An 18,485-nucleotide genomic window follows, 5' to 3' on the forward strand; every position below is an offset into this window, starting at 1 on the left:
TGGGGTACCCGCCAGTGTCGGTACCCATCTCTCAGTGGTTGTGCCGGGGGATGCCCTTGGTCTGCGCCACCCGCTGGTAGGCCACCGCCGGTTCGAGGACCATCCCGTCCGCCATCTGGCCCACCATTGAACGCTGGATCTCCTGCCAGGGCGTTTGTGACTCGGGCACGGGGAACGGGGTGTCCCGCAGGATCGCGCGCCGCGCGGCGAGCTGTTCGTCCGGCAGGAGAATGTCCGCCGTTCCGGCGTTGAGGTCGACCCGAACGCGGTCGCCGGTCTGCAGGAGCGCCAGACCGCCCCCGGCGGCGGCCTCCGGGGAGGCGTTCAGGATCGAGGGGGAGCCGGAGGTTCCGGACTGGCGGCCGTCGCCCATGCATGGCAGGGAGTGCACGCCGCACTTGATGAGTGCGGCGGGAGGCTGCATGTTGACGACCTCAGCGCCGCCCGGGTAGCCGATCGGACCGTTGCCCCGGATGACCAGGATGCAGCCCTCGTCGATCTCGAGTGACGGGTCGTCGATGCGGTCGTGGTAGTCCTCGGGCCCCTCGAAGACGATCGCTCGTCCCTCGAACACGTTCGGGTGCTCGGCGTCGGACAGGTAGCGGTTGCGGAAGTCCTCGTCGATCACGCTCGTCTTCATGATCGCGCTATCGAAGAGGTTCCCCGTCAGGACGAGGAAACCCGCATCCTGCACCAGGGGGTCCTCAAAGGTGCGAATCACCTCGGCGTCCTGGGTGACGACGTCGCGGCAGTTCTCACCAATGGACTTCCCGTTGACCGTGTGCGCGTCCGCATGGATCAGCCCGTGCCGCATCAGTTCACTGACGACCGCCGGCACCCCGCCGGCCCGGTGATACTCCTCGCCCAGGAACCTCCCCGCCGGCTGCAGGTCGACGAGGAGCGGTACACGATGGCCGACCCTCTCCCAGTCCTCGACGCCGAGCGAAACGCCGATGTGGCGCGCGATCGCGTTGATGTGGATCGGTGCATTGGTCGAACCGCCGATTGCCGAGTTGACCACGATCGCGTTCTCGAAGGCCTCCCAGGTCAGGATGTCGGAGGGCTTGAGGTCCTCCTTCACCATCTCGACAATGCGCTTGCCGGTCAGGTAGGCCACCCGGCCGCGGTCGCGATGTGGCGCCGGGATCGTCGCCGATCCGGGAAGGCTCATGCCAAGCGCCTCGGCAAGGCTGTTCATAGTCGACGCCGTGCCCATCGTGTTGCAGTGGCCGGGCGACGGAGCGGACGATGCTACGAGCTCGACGAACTCGGCCTCGTCGATCTCTCCCGCAGCCAGCATCTCCCTGGCCCGCCAGACGATCGTCCCCGAGCCGGTGCGCTGCCCCTTGTACCAACCGTTCAACATCGGTCCCCCGGACAGGACGATGGCGGGAACGTTCACCGTCGCGGCCGCCATGATGCTGGCAGGGGTGGTCTTGTCGCAGCCGGTGGTCAGGACCACGCCGTCGAGTGGATACCCGTACAGGACCTCCACGAGACCGACGTACGCGAGATTGCGGTCCAGGGCGGCCGTGGGGCGCTTCCCTGTTTCCTGGATCGGATGCACTGGGAACTCGAACGCGACCCCGCCCATCTCCCGGATGCCCTCACGCACCCTGTGCGCCAACTCGAGATGGTGCCGGTTGCAGGGCGACAGATCCGACCCGGTCTGCGCGATGCCGATGATCGGCCCGCCCGCCTGCAGCTCCTCCCGGGTGAGGCCCCAGTTCATGTACCTCTCGAGGTAGAGCGCGGTCATTCCGGGGTTGTCAGGGTTGTCGAACCAGTCCTGGCTGCGCAGCCTCCTGCGCGGCTGTCGTCCATCGGCAGTCATGGGCCTCCATACGTCGGCTGACTCCGCATGTTAACCACCGACGTGGATGGCTCTGGCTCGTGAGCGTCGGATGCGGTCGACGCGTAGGCCCGCGGCACGGACTTGTGGTGCCACCCCTCAGACCGATCCGAGCCGATGGCGAGGCGATCGGTGATCTAGCTAGCGGACCGTCCTGGACGAGGTCGGCACCGATGTCCTCGGCATGGAGGCGTAGGCGTGATGCCGGCTCGCCATCCATGGCACGCTTCCTGGAGCTCGCCCCGGAGTCCACGGGCCATCTGCAACTCCGTGCCAGAGACGTCCCTCGCGGTCTTTCCTGGTCGCCCTCTTCCCTGGCCGCCCCTTTGATCTCCTCGTCCACCACCTTGTCGATAGTCCGCTCCAAGATGGCGCGAGAAGGTCGCGTCGCGGCTGACGGGTGACCAGCACCTGGTCGCCGTGGTCAGGACCAAAGCCTGCAGACCGGGGACCCATGGCTCTGGCCCTGGGGGCGACTGATGCCCACGCTGGGACCAGGACAGTCGCCGTGACCGTCATCCGGGCTGACGGCAGGGCGTCGGATCGAGGAGGCAGTGATGTTCGTAGCGGCAGCCGTTCTGATCACGGCAGCAGTGGCGCTCAGCGTGGCGTTCGCGCTGTTCATGCGCTCCTGGGTCCTGAGGGAGAAAGAGACAGAGACACGACTTCATGACCCGCGGACTCACACGATCGCTTATGCGATCCCCAACGGCGTGGACCCGGTCGTCTTCGCGGTCGCCGTCGACAGGGCTGGCTTCACGCATGTGACGGAACGGTTCGGCAATGCCGAGTGCATTCGTGTCGAGTGCCCCGAGGCTGAGCGCGAACACCTCCGAAGCGTGCTGGAATCCATCCCGGTTCCTCAGTACGACGGTTCATCAGTGAGCGCCGCACACGTCGTTTTCGAGGACGAGCGCTAGAAGCCCGAGCCTGGCGCCCCGCCCGGCTGCGCGGACCCGCACTGGAGGACCCTGACCGGGCCCGCTCAGGACCTGGCGGTCGGGTGAGTCAACGCGCTGGCAGCCAATGTCCGACTGCACTGCGGTCGACCACGACGAACCGGTAGTTCCCGGCTGTGACGAGCAGGTCACGCACACCGTGTGCGCTGGGACGCGCTGGCTCAGCGTCAGGAAACGCACCAGACCGTCGCCGTCACCAGCACACAGGACGGCGCCGCGTCGTGCGTTCCGGGAGAGAGCTCGAGCATGACGGCCACCTCATTCGGCCGTGATGGCTCCCAGGACATCGACCTTGCTGGCCCGTCGGGCGGGTCCCACCGCAGCCAGGACACCCACGACCGCCGCAACCACGACATAGATCGCCAGCGTCCCGACCGGCACCCGAAGCTCCGTGATGCCCTCGTCGGTGAGGGCCCGGCTGAGCGCGATGCCGGAGATGGTGCCGAGGGCAATCCCCGTCAGGGCACCGAGCAACGCCATCAGCACCGATTCCCGTCGTACGACGGTCCTGACCTGGCGCCGCGTTCCGCCGACGGCCCGCAGGAGGGCGAGCTCGCGGGTGCGCTCGACGACGGAGAGCACGAGAGTGTTGACGATGCCGAGAATCGCCACCACGACCGCGAGCAGCAGCAGGGCCGTGACGATGCCGAGCAGCCGGTTGACGGAGTCCTGGGCCTTCTGCGTGATGTCCGCGGAGTCGTTGACGGTGACGTTCGGGTAGTCCGCGAGCGCGGCCCGGACCGCTGTCTTGACCTCGAGGGGGTCTGCCCCTGGTGCGGCGGTCAGCAAGATGGCGCCGTCGAGCCTCGAGGTCACGTTGGCGACGAAGTCTGGCATCGTCATCACGTAGGACGCGTTGATCAGGCTGCCCTTGCTGAACGTACCGGCCACGCGCATCGGGACGTCTCCGGTCTCGGCGAAGGTGACCGTCACCGTGTCGCCGGTGTGGAGGCCGAGCTCGTCGGCTGCGCTGGTGCCGACCAGCAGGCTGCCAGGAGCGAGCGCGTCCACGCTGCCGCTCTCGACGCCCAGATCGATGACCTGGCCCAGCCCGTCCGTGTCCATCGCCGTGACCAGTGAGCTCTCGCCGTTCACCTGGGCTGCTGTCTCCCGCAGCTCGACGACGTCGGCGACGTCGTGGCGGGTCCGCAGGAGGTCAGCCACCGACGGACTGATGCCAAGACCTGCACCGGCGGGCTCGAGGATCAGGTCCGACCGGTTACCGGCGGAGACCGCGGCAGAGACCGACTCCTTCAGCGAGGTCGCGGTCACCGCGACCGCAGCGACGACCGTCAGGCCGATCGTGAGCGCCAGGGCGGTCGCTGCCGAGCGCCGCGAGTTCCGGGCGATGTTCCGCGCGGCCATCCGCCACCCGCCGCCGCGGCGTCCGTGATCGGCGAGCCGTGCCATGCCCCGGGCCAGGGTCGGCCCCACCACGACCAGGCCGGCGAAGGTCGTGACGGTGGCGAACACCGTCGGCCAGCGCTGGTTTCCGACGACGGCGCACGCCACGAGCATCGCCAGGCCCACTGAGGTGATGACCCATCCGGCAGTACGCCGCATCCTGCGGTCCGCGCCTCTTGTCGGCTCGAGGTCGCGCAGGGCCTCCATCGGAGCCACGCGCGTGGCCGCCCAGGCCGGAGCGATCGCGGCGACCATCGTCACCAACATTCCGACGGTCAGCGCGACGACGATGGTCCTGGCCTCCAGCGCCGGAGACGTGCTGGGGAGCTCGACGCCGATCATCTCGAGCAGGAGCCGAATGGCCCTGGCGAGGCCGACCCCGAACAGAATCCCGACGACACCGGAGACCAGCCCGACCAGCGCGGCCTCGACGAGGACACCCGAGAGCACCTGCCGGCGGGTGGCCCCCACGGCCCGCAGCAAGGCCACCTCCCGGCGACGCTGTGCGACGAGCACGTTGAAGGTGTTCCAGATGACGAAGGACCCCACCACGACCGAGACGCCGGCGAAGACGAGGAGCACGGTGGTGAAGATGCCGAGTGAGCTGCGCACCGCGTCGGTGCCTTCGGAGGCCACCTGCTCCCCCGTCAGCGCCTCGACGCCGCCGGGAAGGACGCCGGCGATTCTTTCGCGCAGCTCCTGCGCGCTGACACCGTCCGCGGCCCGGACGTCGACCTCGTCGACGACACCGACCTTGCCCAGCGCCCGCTGAGCGGTCGAGAGGTCGAACCCGGCCATGGTCGCGCCCAGCAGGCTGTCGGTCTCTCCGAAGCCGATGATGCCCACCAGGGTGTAGGTGCGCCTGCCGTCCTGCAGCACCACGTCGACGGAGTCGCCGAGCCCGTAGCCGGCCTTCTCGGCGGTACGCGCGTCGAGCGCCATCTCGTGAGCGCCGGATGGCGTGCGCCCCTTGCGGAACCCGGCGGCACCCGCCAACGCCGGGTCCTCGGTGAGGCTGGTGCCGAGCGTCGGTGCGCCGCCGGGCTGGATCGGGTCGCCGTGCTTGTCCAGGACCAGCGCAAAACCGAACACCGACCCCTCCGCGACCGCCACACCCGGGACATCCCGCACGGTCGCGACGATGGCCTCGTCGAGCGGGCGGAGCTGTCCGCCAGTGGTGGTGATGTCGGCGTCGTAGGCGGGTTCGGACTTCACGACCACGTCAGTCCCGGAGGTCAGCCCGGCATACAGCTCGTCGAAGGCCTTCACCATGGTGTCGGAGAGCACGAACGTGCCGGACACGAAGGTGACACCGACCGTGACCGCCGCGATGGTCAGCAGGAGGCGCAGCTTGTTGAGCAGCAGGTTGCGGAGCGACACCCGGAGCATCGTCAGCCGCCCAACCGCCCCATGATGTCCAGAACGCGATCCTTGGTCGGGTCGGCAAGCTCCCGGACGATCCTCCCGTCGACGAGGAAGACCACCCGGTCGGCGTACGCCGCCGCGCCCGGGTCATGGGTGACCATCAGCACGGTCTGGCCGAGGTCGTCGACCACCGAGCGCAGGAACGTCAGCAGCTCAGCGCTGGCCTTCGAGTCGAGCGCACCGGTCGGCTCGTCGGCGAAGACGACCTCGGGCTTCGAGATCAGGGCTCGCCCGACGGCCACACGCTGCTGCTGTCCGCCCGAGAGCTCGGCGGGCCGGTGCCTCAGCCGGTCTCCGAGATTGAGCTTGGCAACCACGGTGTCGAACCAGGCGGGATCGACCGCTCGTCCGGCGAGGTCGGCCGGCAGCGTGATGTTCTCCTCGGCAGTGAGCGTCGGCAGCAGGTTGAAGGACTGGAAGACGAAACCGAGCCGGTCGCGGCGCAGGATCGTCCGGTCCCGGTCTGAGAGCGAGGCAAGGTCGGTGGTGCCGACGAACACCCGGCCACTGGTGAGGGTGTCGAGACCGGCCAGGCAGTGCATGAGGGTCGACTTGCCGGAACCCGAGGGCCCCATGATGGCCGTGAAGCGCCCGGCGGGCAGATCGAGGTCCAGGTTGTCGAGAGCAGTCACCGCCGTGTCACCCGCGCCGTAGGTCCTGGAGGCATGCGTGGCGCGTGCGGCCAACGCGGACGAGCGAGGAGCGGGCCCGTTCTCCGGGACGGCGGGCGGCGCGTTCGACCCGGTTCGCAGCGGTGCCATGCCTCCAGCATGGGGTGACCGCAGCCAGAAGTTCAGGGGCGTGGTGCCCGGCACCACAGGACCTACGGCTCATTCGTGCGGCTACCGGGTTCCCGGGCGTGGTCCGCGCGGCCGGTGAGCCCGACTCGGCGGTCGGGTCACCCGCCACCACTCCCGCTCGCTGCCCGATGCGGGCTGGCGAGGACTGTCCGGGTGGTCGTCGGCGAAGTGGACTGGCGTGTCGCTCCGGGGGATGTCGGTGCCATCCAGCGTGGAGATCACCCACTTCGTCGACGAGTGCCACTCGTCCCCTGCCGACGGGCCTCTCGGCACATGGTTCGCGGACGGCGCGGGGTGAGACTTGAGGCACCATCTCCGCGCGATCGGCGAACCCACCATGACGTCGGACCTGACCGCCTCGCCGGCCCCCGAGCTGTGCCTGTTCTGGCTTCCTCTGGGCGCCGATGGAAATCCGGCAGTCCGGTGGTGCGGCCGCGCGTACGAAGCACTCGTGGCTCGGCGAGACCATCGCGAACGCCTGAGGCTCTTCCACTCCGCGCTGCGGGTGCGGCTGCGTGGAGCGGCCTGGGTGGTGGAGATGGCGCCCGCGTGGAGCCCAGGTGAGTCCGATCGCGGCGTCGTCCGTGAGGGCCCGGTCGGGTTCGCCTGGCTCGGTCGGTCTCGACTCTTCCGCTACGAGATCCGTCGCTGGCCCAACGGCCTCATCCCTGACGTGGACCAGGCCGTCGAAAGTCCGGTTGATCTCCGGGCCACTGAGTCGCAAGCGCGTGCGCTGTTGGAACTCGTCCCCGAGTGCCCGACCCCGGTGTGGGGCCGGGACGGTCTCGGCGCCGGTGACATGTGGAACTCGAACTCCGTGGTTGCGTGGCTGCTGACGCGGGTCGGACTGGCCGGCGACGCCCTCGTGCCCCCCTGCCACGGCCGAGCGCCGGGGTGGCGGGCAGGCGTCGAGGTCGCCCTCCGCCAGGTTGACGGGCACGTGACCGGGATCCCCACCCGGGCCGGTATCGACGCGACGGTGGCGCATCGTGAGCGAGCTTGAGCTGTGGCAGTCGATGGGCGTCGCCCTGGCGATCGGCCTCCTCATCGGCGCGGAGCGCGAGCGGGCCAAGCCGGGCGGTGGTAGCCCAGGGGTCAGGACGTTTGCCCTCATCGCCGTACTGGGGGCGTTGGCCGCCCAGCTCCCCGCGGTCGTCGCGGTTGCGCTGGCCGGAGGCGCCGTGCTGCTCGTCGTGGTCGGCTACTCGTGGTCCAGGGACCCCGGGATGACCAGCGAGGCGGCCGCGATCGCAACCCTCGGTCTCGGGGCTCTCACCGTGACGGAACCGGCTCTCGCGGTCGGACTGGCGGTGGCGATCACCGTGCTGCTCGTTTCCCGGGAGTCTCTTCATCGGTTCGTCCGGGAGACGGTGACCGACCGCGAGCGGGTCGACGCGCTGAAGTTCTTCGTGGCGGCGTTCGTCGTGCTGCCACTGCTTCCGACGGGGCATGTCGGACCGTACGGCGTGTGGGTACCGCAGCGGATCTGGCTCCTGGTCGTGCTGATCATCGGCATCGGCTGGGTCGGGTACGTGGCGACGCGGATGCTGGGGACCCGTCGGGGGCTCATGGTCGCCGGCATGGCCGGCGGGTTCGTGTCGGGCACGGCCACCACGGGGGTGATGGCGGCCAAGTTCCGGCGCTCGGAGGCGCCTCTGCGGGGAGCTCTGGCGGGCGCCGTCCTGGCGAGCGTCGGGACGCTGCTGCAGCTGGCACTGGTCATCTCGTTCGTCGAGCCGCGCGTCACGGTCCGACTGCTGCCGGCGGTGGTCCTCGGCTCCCTGGTGATGGTCGTGGAGGCGTGGTGGCTGGGCCGCACACCCTCGATGTCGGACGAGCCGATCGAACCAGCGGGGCGACCCTTCGCCCTCGTTCCTGCCCTGGTCCTGGCCGGAATCATCTCCCTGGTGCTGCCGCTGGCGATCTGGCTCGAGCAGCGCTACGGCGCCGTGGGTTCGATGGCGGCGACCGCGGCCGGGGCACTGGCCGACGTGCACGGCGCGAGCGTGGCGATGGCGAGCCTCGTGTCAGCCGGAACGGTCTCCGTCGGGACCGCCATCGTGGCCATCGGCGCCGGCCTCCTCACCAACACCTTCTCGAAGGTCGTCGTGGCTGCCGCCGCGGGCGGTCTGCGCTTCGCCGGAGCTCTGACGCTCTGCTTCCTCCCGGCGGTTGTCGTGGTCGGTGGATGCCTGGCGGTCGCCTGAGCGGTTCAGTCCAGCAGGACGCGCTCGCCGTAGACAGGGACGATGGCGCACCACCCGAGCTCGGAACGGATGCGGTCCGCGAGCTGGGCGGCAGCGGGTTGTTCGCCGTGCACGACGTAGACGGTGCCCGGTGCGCCCGGTGCGCGCCTGAGCCAGCCGATGGTCTCGTCGGCGTCGGAGTGGACCGAGAAGTCGGGCACGGACACGACCTCGGCCCGCACCGGGACGTAGCGACCATGGATCTTCACCTCGCGCGCACCGTCCAGAAGGCGTCGTCCACGGGTTCCCTCGGCCTGGAATCCGGTGAGGACGACGGTGTTGCGGCGGTCGGGGAGCTGGTGCGCCAGATGATGGACCACGCGTCCACCGGCCGCCATGCCCGATGCGGAGATGATGATGCTGGGGGACGCCGGCCGGTTGAGGCGCCTGGAGTCGTCGGCGGTCCGGGTGGCGTGGAGGTCTCCGGCCTCGAAGATGTCACGACCGCGGTTGAGCTCGGGCCGGAGCTGCTCGCTGCGTGAGTCGAGTGCCCGCTGGTACACGTCGAGCGCGGCGAGGGCCATGGGGCTGTCCACGAACACGGGGACGTGAGGGACCTCGCCGGACCGCATCAGTCGTCGAAGCTCGATCAGCACCAGCTCGGTGCGGTCCACGGCAAACGCCGGGATGAGCACGCTGCCCCCGCGCTCGATCGTGCGGCGTACGGCGTCGGCCAGGACTGACGGGTCGGGTGTCGGGTGGAGACGGTCTCCGTAGGTGGACTCGACCACGATGGTGTCGACCCGGGGAGGGTCCGCAGGTGGACGCAGAAGTGGATGGTGCCGTCGGCCGAGGTCGCCGCTGAAGAGCACCCGATGCCCGTCGACCTCGAGCGTCGCGGTTGCCGAGCCGAGAATGTGTCCGGCCGGCCTGAGTGTCACCGTGCTGGTCCGGCCGACTGGATGCGGCGTGTGGAGGGTGACTGTGCGGATCAGCGGGAGCGTCCGTTCGACATCACCATGGTCATACAGGGGCAGAGCGGGGTGGTGCTTGGAGAAGCCCAGCCGGTTGGCATAGGCGGCGTCCTCCTCCTGGAGGTGAGCGCTGTCGCGGAGCACGATGGCCGCGAGCTCGGCTGTCTCTGCGGTACACGTCACCACGTGGTGGAACCCGTCGTGGACCAGCCTCGGCAGGTAGCCCGTGTGGTCCAGATGCGCGTGGGTGAGGACGATCTCGTCGATCGAGGCGGGGTCGACGGGGAACGGGGCCCAGTTTCGCCTGCGCAGCGCAGGCAGGCCCTGGTAGAGGCCGGCGTCGACGAGGACCCGAGCGCGGTCGCCCTCCACCAGGAACCGGCTGCCGGTGACGGTGCCCGCGGCGCCCAGGAAGGTCAGAGTGGGGTCGGTCATCGGATCACCTTGGGACGCTCGAGTGGGTCCTCCCAGGAGAGGAGCCGGCGCGTCACACCGGCTGTGCGGCGGAGTCCTGGTGGGAGTGCCGCCTCCAGCCCCGCACGGGCCGAGGGTCCACCAGCATCACCGGGCACTCGGCCTCGCGCAGAACTGCTCGGGCGATCGGCCCCAGATGGGATCCGATCGGCACGAGCGAGTCATGCCGGCCGATCACCAGCAGGTCCGTTTCCCGGCTGGCCCCGATGAGCGCGTCGGCCGGGTAGGCGTGACGGGCCGCGATCTGCACCGGCACCCCTGCGAGGCGATCGCCGAGCGTGCCGAGCACGGCCTCGATCTCGGCGGTGGCGCGGGCAACCCACTCCTGGTTCTCGGTACGCGTGAGGATGATGTCGTCGTAGGCACTGGGGAAGGTCCAGGTGTGGAGGACGTGCAGGACGGCGCCACGGCTCTTCGCCGCATCGGCCGCGGCACCCAGGACCGGCGCTGCCCGCTCCGGGACGTCGACGCCCACGGTGACGGCCGGGAAGTCACCGTGCGTGCGGGCGCGTGACCAGTGGGTCGGGACGGAGACGACGGGCACGCGGGCATGGGCGGCCACGCTGCTGGAGACCGAGCGGGTGACGACGCGCATCATGCTCGAGAGGTCCCGGCGCTCGAGGACGATCATCCGCGCGTCCCTGGCCAGGTCGACCAGCGTGGGAACGACGGCTCCTACGCGCAGCTCGGCGGTCACCGGCACACCCTCGACGAGGTCGTGCGCACGCTCCATGGCCGCGTTCAGAGCGGCCCGGCCGACGCGTTCGAGGTCGGTCTCTGCCACCAGGGGCATCTCCGGGCCGGTGGCGAGGAGGTGAACGGCGTGGACCAGGTGCAGGCCGCACCCGTCACGCACGGCCTCACCAGCAGCAAACGCCAGGGCCGCCTCGATCGGACCGTGCCCGACGGCGACGACAACGGGGTGCGGGTTCTGCTCAGTCATGACGGCCTCCCGGATCGGTGGGTGCTTCCAGTTCCACCGTCCTCGGCACCCCGTCTCCGGGCCTAGGGACCAACGGCCCCTGATGCCGGTCGGATGCCCTTGATCCGCAGCCGCGCATCCGCGCAGGCGCCAGCCTCATCGGGGCTCCGCGGTCAGGACGACGTTCGAGGCATACTCCCCGGTGGCGGCGTCGTAGTCCTCGCAGGTGACGACGACCAGCCGGTGTTTCCCATGCTGGGAGAACAGGTTCGCGGCGCGGGCGGCCAGCGCGGGCTTGCTGACCACCCGCACGGAGGTCACCTCGTAGGCGAACCCCGAGACGCGGGCCGTCGCGCCGACTGGCACGGATTCGAGGTCGTCCAGCTCCCCGCCGCCGGTGTGGACGGTGTGCCCGACCAGCAGCGTGACGCCATGGCGCGCACCAACAGGTCGCCCCCACCAGCCGAGGACCCTCGGGTCGGGCGGGGGAAGCAGCTCGGTGCCGGTCAGGGTCAGCGGCACCACGGGCGCGTCGATCCCCGCCATCCGCAGGTGCAGGGGGGTGGCGGGGACCGGGGAGAGGATGGTGGCTTCGACCCATCTGTGCGCGGGGGTGGCCGAGGGCAGCAGCGGCTCCGTCTCAGCCGCTCCGCAGGCGATCAGTGTGACCGTTGCGAAGAGGCTGATCAGGAGCCGCTTCACCTCACAACCCCGCATCGATCGAGACGGGGACCGCCGGAGCGGCCGGAGTGCTCGCCTTGGGCGGCGTGCTCACCGAGGGCGGCACGTCGGCGGCCGGGTTGACCCCAGGCGGGGTTTCCCCGGGCGGGGTTTCCCCAGGCGGGGTTTCCCCAGGCGGGGTTTCCCCAGGCGGGGTGCCCGGCGTGTTGACCCGCGTGTAGACCGACCACCGGTACTCGGTGACGGTGCCGTAGGTCGTCAGCTCGTAGCGGAACTCCTCGTGGGTCACCGCGTCGTGGTGCTCGACGACCTCCTCGACCGGGTGCACGTAGTAGAACCACGAAGCGTTCGACGGCGAGTTGCCGGTCACGTGCAGGCTCTCGTTGAGCCACGTCGCCGACACCAGGTGACCTGGCGGCTCTTGCTCAGTGTTGGCCTGCCAGTCCGCGTGCGGAGGAACCACCGTCGGCGGGTCGTCCACCCCACGGTTGCCACCGTTCCACGAGTAGTGCTGGCCTGGCTGAGCCTCGACGATCACCTCATCGTGGGCCTCGACGTCGGTCACGGTGCGCTGGTCGATCTGGACCCAACCCTCACCGGGGGACTCGAGAACCCAGTCGGTGGTCTCGGTGGTACCGGCACCCTCGACCTCCTGCTCGAAGCGCTCCCCGATCTGAGTGACGTTGAGCAGGTTGTCCTCCCCGGCCTGTCCGTCAGGATCGGCGGGCGGGTTCGGGTCGGTCTGCCAGTCGGTGAACGAGGACCACGTCCACGCACCGATCACCGGATCCGTTCCGGGGTCAGGTCCTGCGTTTGTGGCGCTGGCGGTCGCACCGGTGGCCGTGAACACGGACGTCAGTGCGAGGGCTGCCAGGGTCGCCATCGTCTTCGTCATCATGGTGTCCCCTCCTCAGGGGTTGTGCCCGTCGGTTGGCGGGTCGTCAGTGGGGTGCGCTTCGCCTGCGGGCGTCGGTCACCGGGCAGCGCGTAGCCGGCGCCGAGCTCTCCGGTCGCGGGTCGCAGGGCGTTGGGGAGGGAGCGGCACCGGCTGCTGACGCACAGGTCGCGGCTGCGGTCGCCGAACGGCGCCAACAGGCATCCCTGCTGGAAGTCCGAAGTGCTCTTCGAGGCGTCGCCCAAGGCCTGGTGGTAGCCGTGGTTCCGGCTGGGCCTGCCCCGAGCACGAGCGGCTTCTTCATCGGGGATCGCTTCCTTGTCCCCCCAGTCCACCCGTTATTGAGGGCGATGGGATCTGGCGTACGTCCCGTGTTGAGCGCCGTTGGGCCTCTCATCCCGGTCGCCGACCCGCACGGAGTGCCGGTCGTTGGGGGGCAGACCGCTGGCGAGGGTGTCGAAGGACCCGAAGCCGCGGAGACCTTCGGCTCTGCCCACCCCGTGCCGGGGAGAGAAGCATGGAGGGTGCAGCAGGACTGGCCCTGCCGTCTGCAGACGAAGGAGGCCGCAGATGAGTACCCAAGTAGCCAGGCCGAGTTCCGGTACCCCGGAGTCGACCGGGCGTCGTACCGTGAGCGGGCTGGCACTGCCGGCCCTCACCGCCCTGGTGGTGGGGTCCATGATCGGGAGCGGCATCTTCGCCCTCCCGTCCCAGATGGCCGGGAGCGCGGCCCCGGGTCCGCTCCTGATCGGCTGGATGATCACGGGGGTCGGCATGCTGATGCTCGCCTTCGTCTTCCAGGGGCTCGCGGAGCGCAAGCCCGATGTCGACGGCGGCGTCTACGGGTATGCGCGGGCAGGCTTCGGTGAGTACGTCGGCTTCACGTCTGCATGGGGTTACTGGGTCAGCGCCTGGGTGGGCAACGTGGCCTACCTCGTGCTGCTGATGTCCACCCTCGGCTTCTGGTTCGACGGGTTCGAGGGTGGAACCACCACCGTCGCCATCGTCGGCGCCTCGGCCCTGCTGTGGCTCGTCCACTTCCTGACCATCAGCGGCGTCAAGAACGCCGCGGCGGTCAACGTCGTCGTCACGGTGGCCAAGGTCGTCCCGATCCTCACCTTCGTCGCGATTGCCGCTGTCGGGTTCAGCTCCGGCATCTTCACCGCCGACTTCTGGGGCCACGACGCCGGGCTCGGCACCACGATGGACCAGGTCAAGAACATGATGCTGGTCACCGTCTGGGTGTTCATCGGCATCGAGGGCGCGAGCGTCTACTCCAGGCGGGCGCGGCAGCGCAAGGACGTCGGCCGCGCCACCGTGCTCGGCTTCGTCGGCGTGCTCGGCCTGCTGCTCGCCGTCAACCTGCTCTCCTACGGCCTGATGGCGCAGTCCGACATCGCCGGTCTCTCCGACCCGTCCATGGCCGGGCTGCTCGAGAACGAGGTCGGGTCCTGGGGTGCCGGCTTCATCTCCGCCGGGCTCGTGGTCTCGCTGCTCGGTGCCCTGATCGCCTGGGTGCTGCTGGCCGTCGAGATCCTGCGTCTGCCCGCGGGCGAGAACGTCCTGCCCAGGACGTTCGCCAAGGAGAACCGGCACGGAGCACCCGTGAACGCGCTCTGGCTGACCAACCTCTGCGTGCAGGCCATGCTGCTCTGGACGCTGGTCAACGAGAACACCTACACCGACCTGGTCTACCTGGCCACGTCGCTGATCCTGCTGCCGTACCTGTGGTCCGCAGCGTTCCAGGTGAAGCTGGCCGTGACAGGCGAGACCTACGCCGACGGGCACGGTCGCACCCGCGACCTGCTGGTGGGCGGCGTGGCCCTCGGCTACGCGGTCTGGCTGGTGTACGCCGGTGGGTGGCAGTACCTGTTGATCGCGGCCCTGTTCTACCTCGTCGGCACCGCACTCTTCGTGTGGGCCCGGGTCCAGAGCCACCAGCCGGTGTTCACCACCGTGGAGCGGATCCTGGTCGCTGTCGTGGCCGCCACGTCGGTCGTGGCCGTCATCGGCCTCGTCCAGGGGTTCGTTTCGGTATGACCACGACGACCGCAGCCCCACGCGTCGGGGTCTGGTCCGAAGCGGGCAGGCTCCGACGCGTGATGGTCTGCTCTCCGGGGCTCGCCCACCTGCGGCTGACCCCGGACAACTGCGACTCGTTGCTCTTCGACGACGTCCTCTGGGTCAGCCAGGCCCGGCGTGACCACTTCGACTTCTCCGCCAAGATGCGGGACCGAGGGGTCGAGGTGCTCGAGATGCTCGACCTGCTGGCCGATGTCGTCCGTGATCCGCGTGGGAGGGCGTGGGTGCTCGACCGTCGCATCACGGAGGCGCAGGTGGGATCTGGCCTCGTCGAGCCGGTTCGGGCCTGGCTCGACGAGCTGCCGGCCGAGAACCTGGCGGAGTACATGATCGGCGGCCTCTCCTTCGATGAGGTTCCCGACGACGCCGGCGGGCCGTTCCTGACGGCACTGCGTTCCCAGGAGGACTATCCGTTCCTCCTGCCGCCACTCCCCAACACCCAGTTCACACGTGACAACAGCTCGTGGGTGTTCCAGGGGGTGACCCTGAACCCGATGCACTGGCCGGTACGTCGGCAGGAGACGCTCCTGACCGCGGCGATCTACCGGTTCCACCCGGCCTTCTCGGACGAGGACTTCCCCGTCTGGTTCGGTGACCCCGAGCAGCGACCGATCGACCAGGGCGCCGCCACCATCGAGGGCGGCGACGTGATGCCGATCGGTCACGGAACGTTGGTCGTCGGCATGGGCGAGCGCACCTCGCAGCAGGCCGTGACCCAGCTGGCCCGGTCACTGTTCAAGGCAGACGCCGTCGAGCGCGTCATCATGGCCTGCCTGCCGCGCTCGCGAGCGGCGATGCATCTCGACACCGTGTTCACCTTCTGCGACCGCGACGTCGTCACCGCCTTCGCGCCGGTCGTGGACCGGATCAACACCCTGGTTCTCCACCGGGACGACGCCAGTCCGACCGGGATGGCCATCCGCCAGGAGGACCGGCCCTTCGTCGATGTCGTCGCCGAGGCCCTCGGTGTGCGGCTGCGCGTCGTCCCCACCGGCGGAGACAGGTGGGGTGCCCGGCGCGAGCAGTGGGACGACGGGAACAACGTGCTGGCGATCGAGCCCGGCGTCGTCATGGGCTACGACCGCAACACCTACACGAACACCCTGCTGCGCAAGGCCGGCGTCGAGGTCATCACCATCGACGCCAGCGAGCTCGGCCGCGGCCGGGGAGGCGGTCGTTGCATGAGCTGCCCGATCCTGCGCGACCCGATCGACTGAGGGAGTCCCGGTCAGCGAGCAGGGCGTTCGTCGACGATGCGTCGCATCTTTCCCACGGATCGTTCGATCGAGGCCGGTTCGACGACCCGCACCGCCACCGAGACGCCGATCGACCGCTTGACCAGACCCTCGAGATGTCGCCCGGCGTCCGACGCAGCCTCGACGGGCGTCGCTCCGCGCCGTTCGACCATCACGGTCATCGAGTCGAGGTGGCCTTCTCGCTGCAGGACGCACTGGAAGTGCGGGGACAGCTCGGGAGTGGCGAGGATCAGCTCCTCGATCTGGGTCGGGAACAGGTTCACGCCGCGCAGGATGACCATGTCGTCGGTCCGGCCGGTGATCTTCTCGATACGCCGCATGGAGCGAGCCGTGCCGGGCAGCAGCCTGGTCAGGTCGCGGGTCCGGTACCGGATGACGGGCATGGCCTCCTTCGTCAGCGACGTGAGGACCAGCTCTCCCTCCTCCCCGTCGGGCAGCACCTCGCCGGTGACGGGGTCGATGACCTCCGGGTAGAAGTGGTCCTCCCACAGGTGCAGGCCGTCCTTGGTCTCCACGCACTCGCTGGCGACGCCGGGGCCGATCACCTCCGACAGCCCGTAGATGTCGACCGCGTGCATGTCGAGCCGCTCCTCGAGCTCGTGCCGCATGTCGTTCGTCCACGGCTCGGCGCCGAAGATCCCCACCTTCAGCGAGGTCGAGCGCGGGTCGACGCCCTGCCGCTCCATCTCGTCGACCAACGAGAGCATGTACGACGGCGTCACCATGATGATGTCCGGCTCGAAGTCCTTGATCAGCTGGACCTGCCGCTCGGTCATGCCGCCGGAGACGGGAATGACCGTGCAACCCAGGAGCTCGGCACCGTAGTGCGCACCGAGGCCGCCGGTGAAGAGGCCGTAGCCGTAGGCGTTGTGCAGGATGTGCCCCCGCCGCCCACCGGCTGCCCTGATGCTGCGGGCGACGACCCGGGCCCAGGTGTCGAGGTCCCTGGCCGTGTAGCCGACGACGGTCGGCTTGCCCGTCGTACCAGAGGATGCGTGCACGCGCGCGACTTGCTCCCGCGCAACCGCGAACATGCCGAAGGGATAGTTCGCACGGAGGTCCGCCTTCGTGGTGAAGGGCAGCTTCGCCAGGTCCCCCAGCGTCTTGACGTGGCCGGGATGCACACCAGCGGCCTCGAACGACGCACGGTAGTGCGGGACGTGGGCGTAGGCGTGCCGCAACGACCACACCATCCGCTCCGTCTGGAGCGCCCGCAGCTCGTCGATCGATGCCGTCTCGATCGGCTCGAGGTCTCCCGGACGGGGGCTGAGGTCTTCCACGACTGGCTCTCCTTGCTCGACCTGCGCTGCGGGCCCTGCCGCCGCGCCCTCCGGCACGAGTGCACACGGTCGGCGGGCGCGACCCGGTACGCCGGCGCACTCCATCTCGGGGGTCGCCGATCCGTCACCTACCTCGAGCGAACGTTAGATCCACGGGCAGGTCAACAGGCCAGGCCACGCGATCGGGCGACCGCCCAGCGGTCGGAGGGTCAGGGGCGCTCGGGTCGACGTCCACCTGGAGTGGGAGGTGCCTGACCAGCCGACCACAGCTGCTCCGGAATGCCTCCGTGCCGGGCCACCAGCTCGTCGAGCATCTGCTGCCGGACCTCGATGAGGACCGTCGCGTCCGCCACGGACATCGAATGTCCCAGCGCCCGGCCGGACACGACCCACGCCGTCCACAGCTCCGCCTCCACCCCCGAGAGCCCACGTGGGAGCGCCGGGCCACGCCGGCGGAGCCGGCACCACCTCACACACGGCGGTGAGGTCACGCCCAGCAGGAGCACCCCTGCGAACCAGAACCGCCCGAACACGAGGAAGGGCAGGACGAGTCCAAGGACGGCCACGGCACCGAGCCCCGCGCTGCGGAGGACGGCGCGGCCGAGGTCGGTCTCGGGCAGGGTTTCCGACGAGAGTCGGCCGCCGACACCCATGAGGGCTCCGAGTGCGCCGACCGAGATGACCAGGGCCGTCACCGACCCGGGCGGCGATGTGGCCAGGCCGCCGAGCAGGCCGACGGTGCCTGCGGTCCCGCACACCAGCCACCACATGGGGTCACCTCACCGACAGTCGCGGTGGACGCTCCCGATCGCGATCGAACTCCTCCAGCCTGACGCGCGACCCTCGCGGGTTGCAGGGCACTTGGTCCCGAGGGCGTCGTCCGACCGGCCCGGAAGCACCACGAACCAAGGGCGCTCCCAGACCGCTCAGGGTCAGCGGCGGACGAGGACCCGGGACAGGAAGCCCCCGGAGTGACACCCGGCCTCCGGGTGACCGGGACAGCGGTCGGCACGGGGCACCTGGCCTTCCCCTCGGAGCTGGCTGCCGACGTCTCCACCAAGGGCCGGGGACGTTCCCACCTGTGGGCCGGCCCCCGGCTCTCGCTGGCTCATGCTCGTCCACGGGCCAGGAGACCGTGACGAGCGATCCGCGATCCGCGATCCGCGATCCGCGGCCCGCCAGCCGGGCATGCGACACCGCCGCGCCCCCGCCGTGGACGGCAACCGGATGCTCGCGTCCAGCGATTGCCCCGTGACGCGCGTCAGCCGTCGACCTGATCGGCCAGGAGCAGATCC

The 18,485-nt window shown here is 69.7% G+C and carries 14 protein-coding genes; 5 read left to right on the plus strand and 9 right to left on the minus strand.

Features of this window, described 5'->3' with window-relative positions:
- Nucleotides 1-31: 31 nt before the first annotated feature.
- Entirely contained in the window at nucleotides 32-1,834 is a 1,803-nt protein-coding gene (locus VFN12_RS10535; protein WP_325118621.1) for an IlvD/Edd family dehydratase, read from the minus strand.
- Between the two features lie 575 nt (nucleotides 1,835-2,409).
- Here VFN12_RS10535 and VFN12_RS10540 point away from each other — a divergent pair.
- A complete protein-coding gene (locus tag VFN12_RS10540; RefSeq protein ID WP_325118622.1) occupies nucleotides 2,410-2,772 on the plus strand; it encodes a hypothetical protein in 363 nt (120 codons plus the stop codon).
- Nucleotides 2,773-3,069: 297 nt separating this feature from the next.
- On the opposite strand, the gene VFN12_RS10545 is transcribed toward VFN12_RS10540, so the two are convergent.
- A complete protein-coding gene (locus tag VFN12_RS10545) occupies nucleotides 3,070-5,595 on the minus strand; it encodes an ABC transporter permease (protein ID WP_325118623.1) in 2,526 nt (841 codons plus the stop codon).
- Nucleotides 5,596-5,606: 11 nt separating this feature from the next.
- Nucleotides 5,607-6,401: an ABC transporter ATP-binding protein gene (locus VFN12_RS10550; RefSeq protein WP_325118624.1), complete on the minus strand. Its 795-nt coding sequence runs from the start codon at nucleotides 6,399-6,401 to the stop codon at nucleotides 5,607-5,609.
- A 490-nt stretch (nucleotides 6,402-6,891) separates the two neighbouring features.
- Here VFN12_RS10550 and VFN12_RS10555 point away from each other — a divergent pair, with 490 nt between their 5' ends.
- Both VFN12_RS10555 and VFN12_RS10560 read left to right on the plus strand, forming a co-directional pair.
- Nucleotides 6,892-7,443 (plus strand): hypothetical protein, encoded by a 552-nt coding sequence (locus VFN12_RS10555; RefSeq protein WP_325118625.1) that lies wholly within the window; start codon nucleotides 6,892-6,894, stop codon nucleotides 7,441-7,443.
- Nucleotides 7,430-8,647, plus strand: a complete 1,218-nt coding sequence (locus VFN12_RS10560; protein ID WP_325118626.1) for an MgtC/SapB family protein — start codon at nucleotides 7,430-7,432, stop codon at nucleotides 8,645-8,647. The genes VFN12_RS10555 and VFN12_RS10560 overlap by 14 nt, the downstream gene beginning before the upstream one ends.
- Nucleotides 8,648-8,652: 5 nt before the next feature.
- Here the strand turns inward: VFN12_RS10560 and VFN12_RS10565 are convergent, their stop codons facing one another.
- The 4 genes from VFN12_RS10565 to VFN12_RS10580 form a co-directional block, all read right to left on the minus strand.
- Complete coding sequence (locus tag VFN12_RS10565; RefSeq protein ID WP_325118627.1) at nucleotides 8,653-10,035, minus strand: MBL fold metallo-hydrolase; 1,383 nt, start codon at nucleotides 10,033-10,035, stop codon at nucleotides 8,653-8,655.
- A gap of 52 nt (nucleotides 10,036-10,087) precedes the next feature.
- Nucleotides 10,088-11,017, minus strand: coding sequence for a universal stress protein (locus VFN12_RS10570; RefSeq protein ID WP_325118629.1), 930 nt, complete (start codon nucleotides 11,015-11,017; stop codon nucleotides 10,088-10,090).
- A 135-nt stretch (nucleotides 11,018-11,152) separates the two neighbouring features.
- On the minus strand, nucleotides 11,153-11,698 hold the full coding sequence (locus VFN12_RS10575; protein WP_325118630.1) for a class F sortase: 546 nt from the start codon (nucleotides 11,696-11,698) through the stop codon (nucleotides 11,153-11,155).
- A gap of 1 nt (nucleotide 11,699) precedes the next feature.
- The gene (locus VFN12_RS10580; protein WP_325118631.1) at nucleotides 11,700-12,575 is read right to left on the minus strand and encodes a hypothetical protein; all 876 of its coding nucleotides are present in this window, start codon (nucleotides 12,573-12,575) and stop codon (nucleotides 11,700-11,702) included.
- A gap of 567 nt (nucleotides 12,576-13,142) precedes the next feature.
- Between VFN12_RS10580 and arcD the strand changes: the two genes are divergently transcribed.
- Both arcD and arcA read left to right on the plus strand, forming a co-directional pair.
- A complete protein-coding gene (arcD, locus tag VFN12_RS10585; protein ID WP_325118632.1) occupies nucleotides 13,143-14,612 on the plus strand; it encodes an arginine-ornithine antiporter in 1,470 nt (489 codons plus the stop codon).
- Nucleotides 14,609-15,871, plus strand: a complete 1,263-nt coding sequence (gene arcA, locus VFN12_RS10590; RefSeq protein WP_325118634.1) for an arginine deiminase — start codon at nucleotides 14,609-14,611, stop codon at nucleotides 15,869-15,871. The genes arcD and arcA overlap by 4 nt, the downstream gene beginning before the upstream one ends.
- A gap of 11 nt (nucleotides 15,872-15,882) precedes the next feature.
- Here the strand turns inward: arcA and paaK are convergent, their stop codons facing one another.
- Both paaK and VFN12_RS10600 read right to left on the minus strand, forming a co-directional pair.
- Complete coding sequence (gene paaK, locus VFN12_RS10595; RefSeq protein ID WP_325118635.1) at nucleotides 15,883-17,190, minus strand: phenylacetate--CoA ligase PaaK; 1,308 nt, start codon at nucleotides 17,188-17,190, stop codon at nucleotides 15,883-15,885.
- A 209-nt stretch (nucleotides 17,191-17,399) separates the two neighbouring features.
- Nucleotides 17,400-17,960, minus strand: coding sequence for a hypothetical protein (locus VFN12_RS10600; protein WP_325118636.1), 561 nt, complete (start codon nucleotides 17,958-17,960; stop codon nucleotides 17,400-17,402).
- Between the last annotated feature and the right edge of the window lie 525 nt (nucleotides 17,961-18,485).

This window comes from Nocardioides sp., from assembly GCF_035703625.1.
Taxonomy (GTDB): Bacteria; Actinomycetota; Actinomycetes; order Propionibacteriales; family Nocardioidaceae; genus Nocardioides.

Coding starts and splice junctions, on each gene's coding strand:
- VFN12_RS10535 (WP_325118621.1), bottom strand. CDS start 1,834: ATGACTGCCGATGGACGACAGCCGCGCAGGAGGCTGCGCAGCCAGGAC.
- VFN12_RS10540 (WP_325118622.1), top strand. CDS start 2,410: ATGTTCGTAGCGGCAGCCGTTCTGATCACGGCAGCAGTGGCGCTCAGC.
- arcA (WP_325118634.1), top strand. CDS start 14,609: ATGACCACGACGACCGCAGCCCCACGCGTCGGGGTCTGGTCCGAAGCG.
- VFN12_RS10550 (WP_325118624.1), bottom strand. CDS start 6,401: ATGGCACCGCTGCGAACCGGGTCGAACGCGCCGCCCGCCGTCCCGGAG.
- VFN12_RS10565 (WP_325118627.1), bottom strand. CDS start 10,035: ATGACCGACCCCACTCTGACCTTCCTGGGCGCCGCGGGCACCGTCACC.
- arcD (WP_325118632.1), top strand. CDS start 13,143: ATGAGTACCCAAGTAGCCAGGCCGAGTTCCGGTACCCCGGAGTCGACC.
- VFN12_RS10580 (WP_325118631.1), bottom strand. CDS start 12,575: ATGATGACGAAGACGATGGCGACCCTGGCAGCCCTCGCACTGACGTCC.
- VFN12_RS10570 (WP_325118629.1), bottom strand. CDS start 11,017: ATGACTGAGCAGAACCCGCACCCCGTTGTCGTCGCCGTCGGGCACGGT.
- VFN12_RS10600 (WP_325118636.1), bottom strand. CDS start 17,960: ATGTGGTGGCTGGTGTGCGGGACCGCAGGCACCGTCGGCCTGCTCGGC.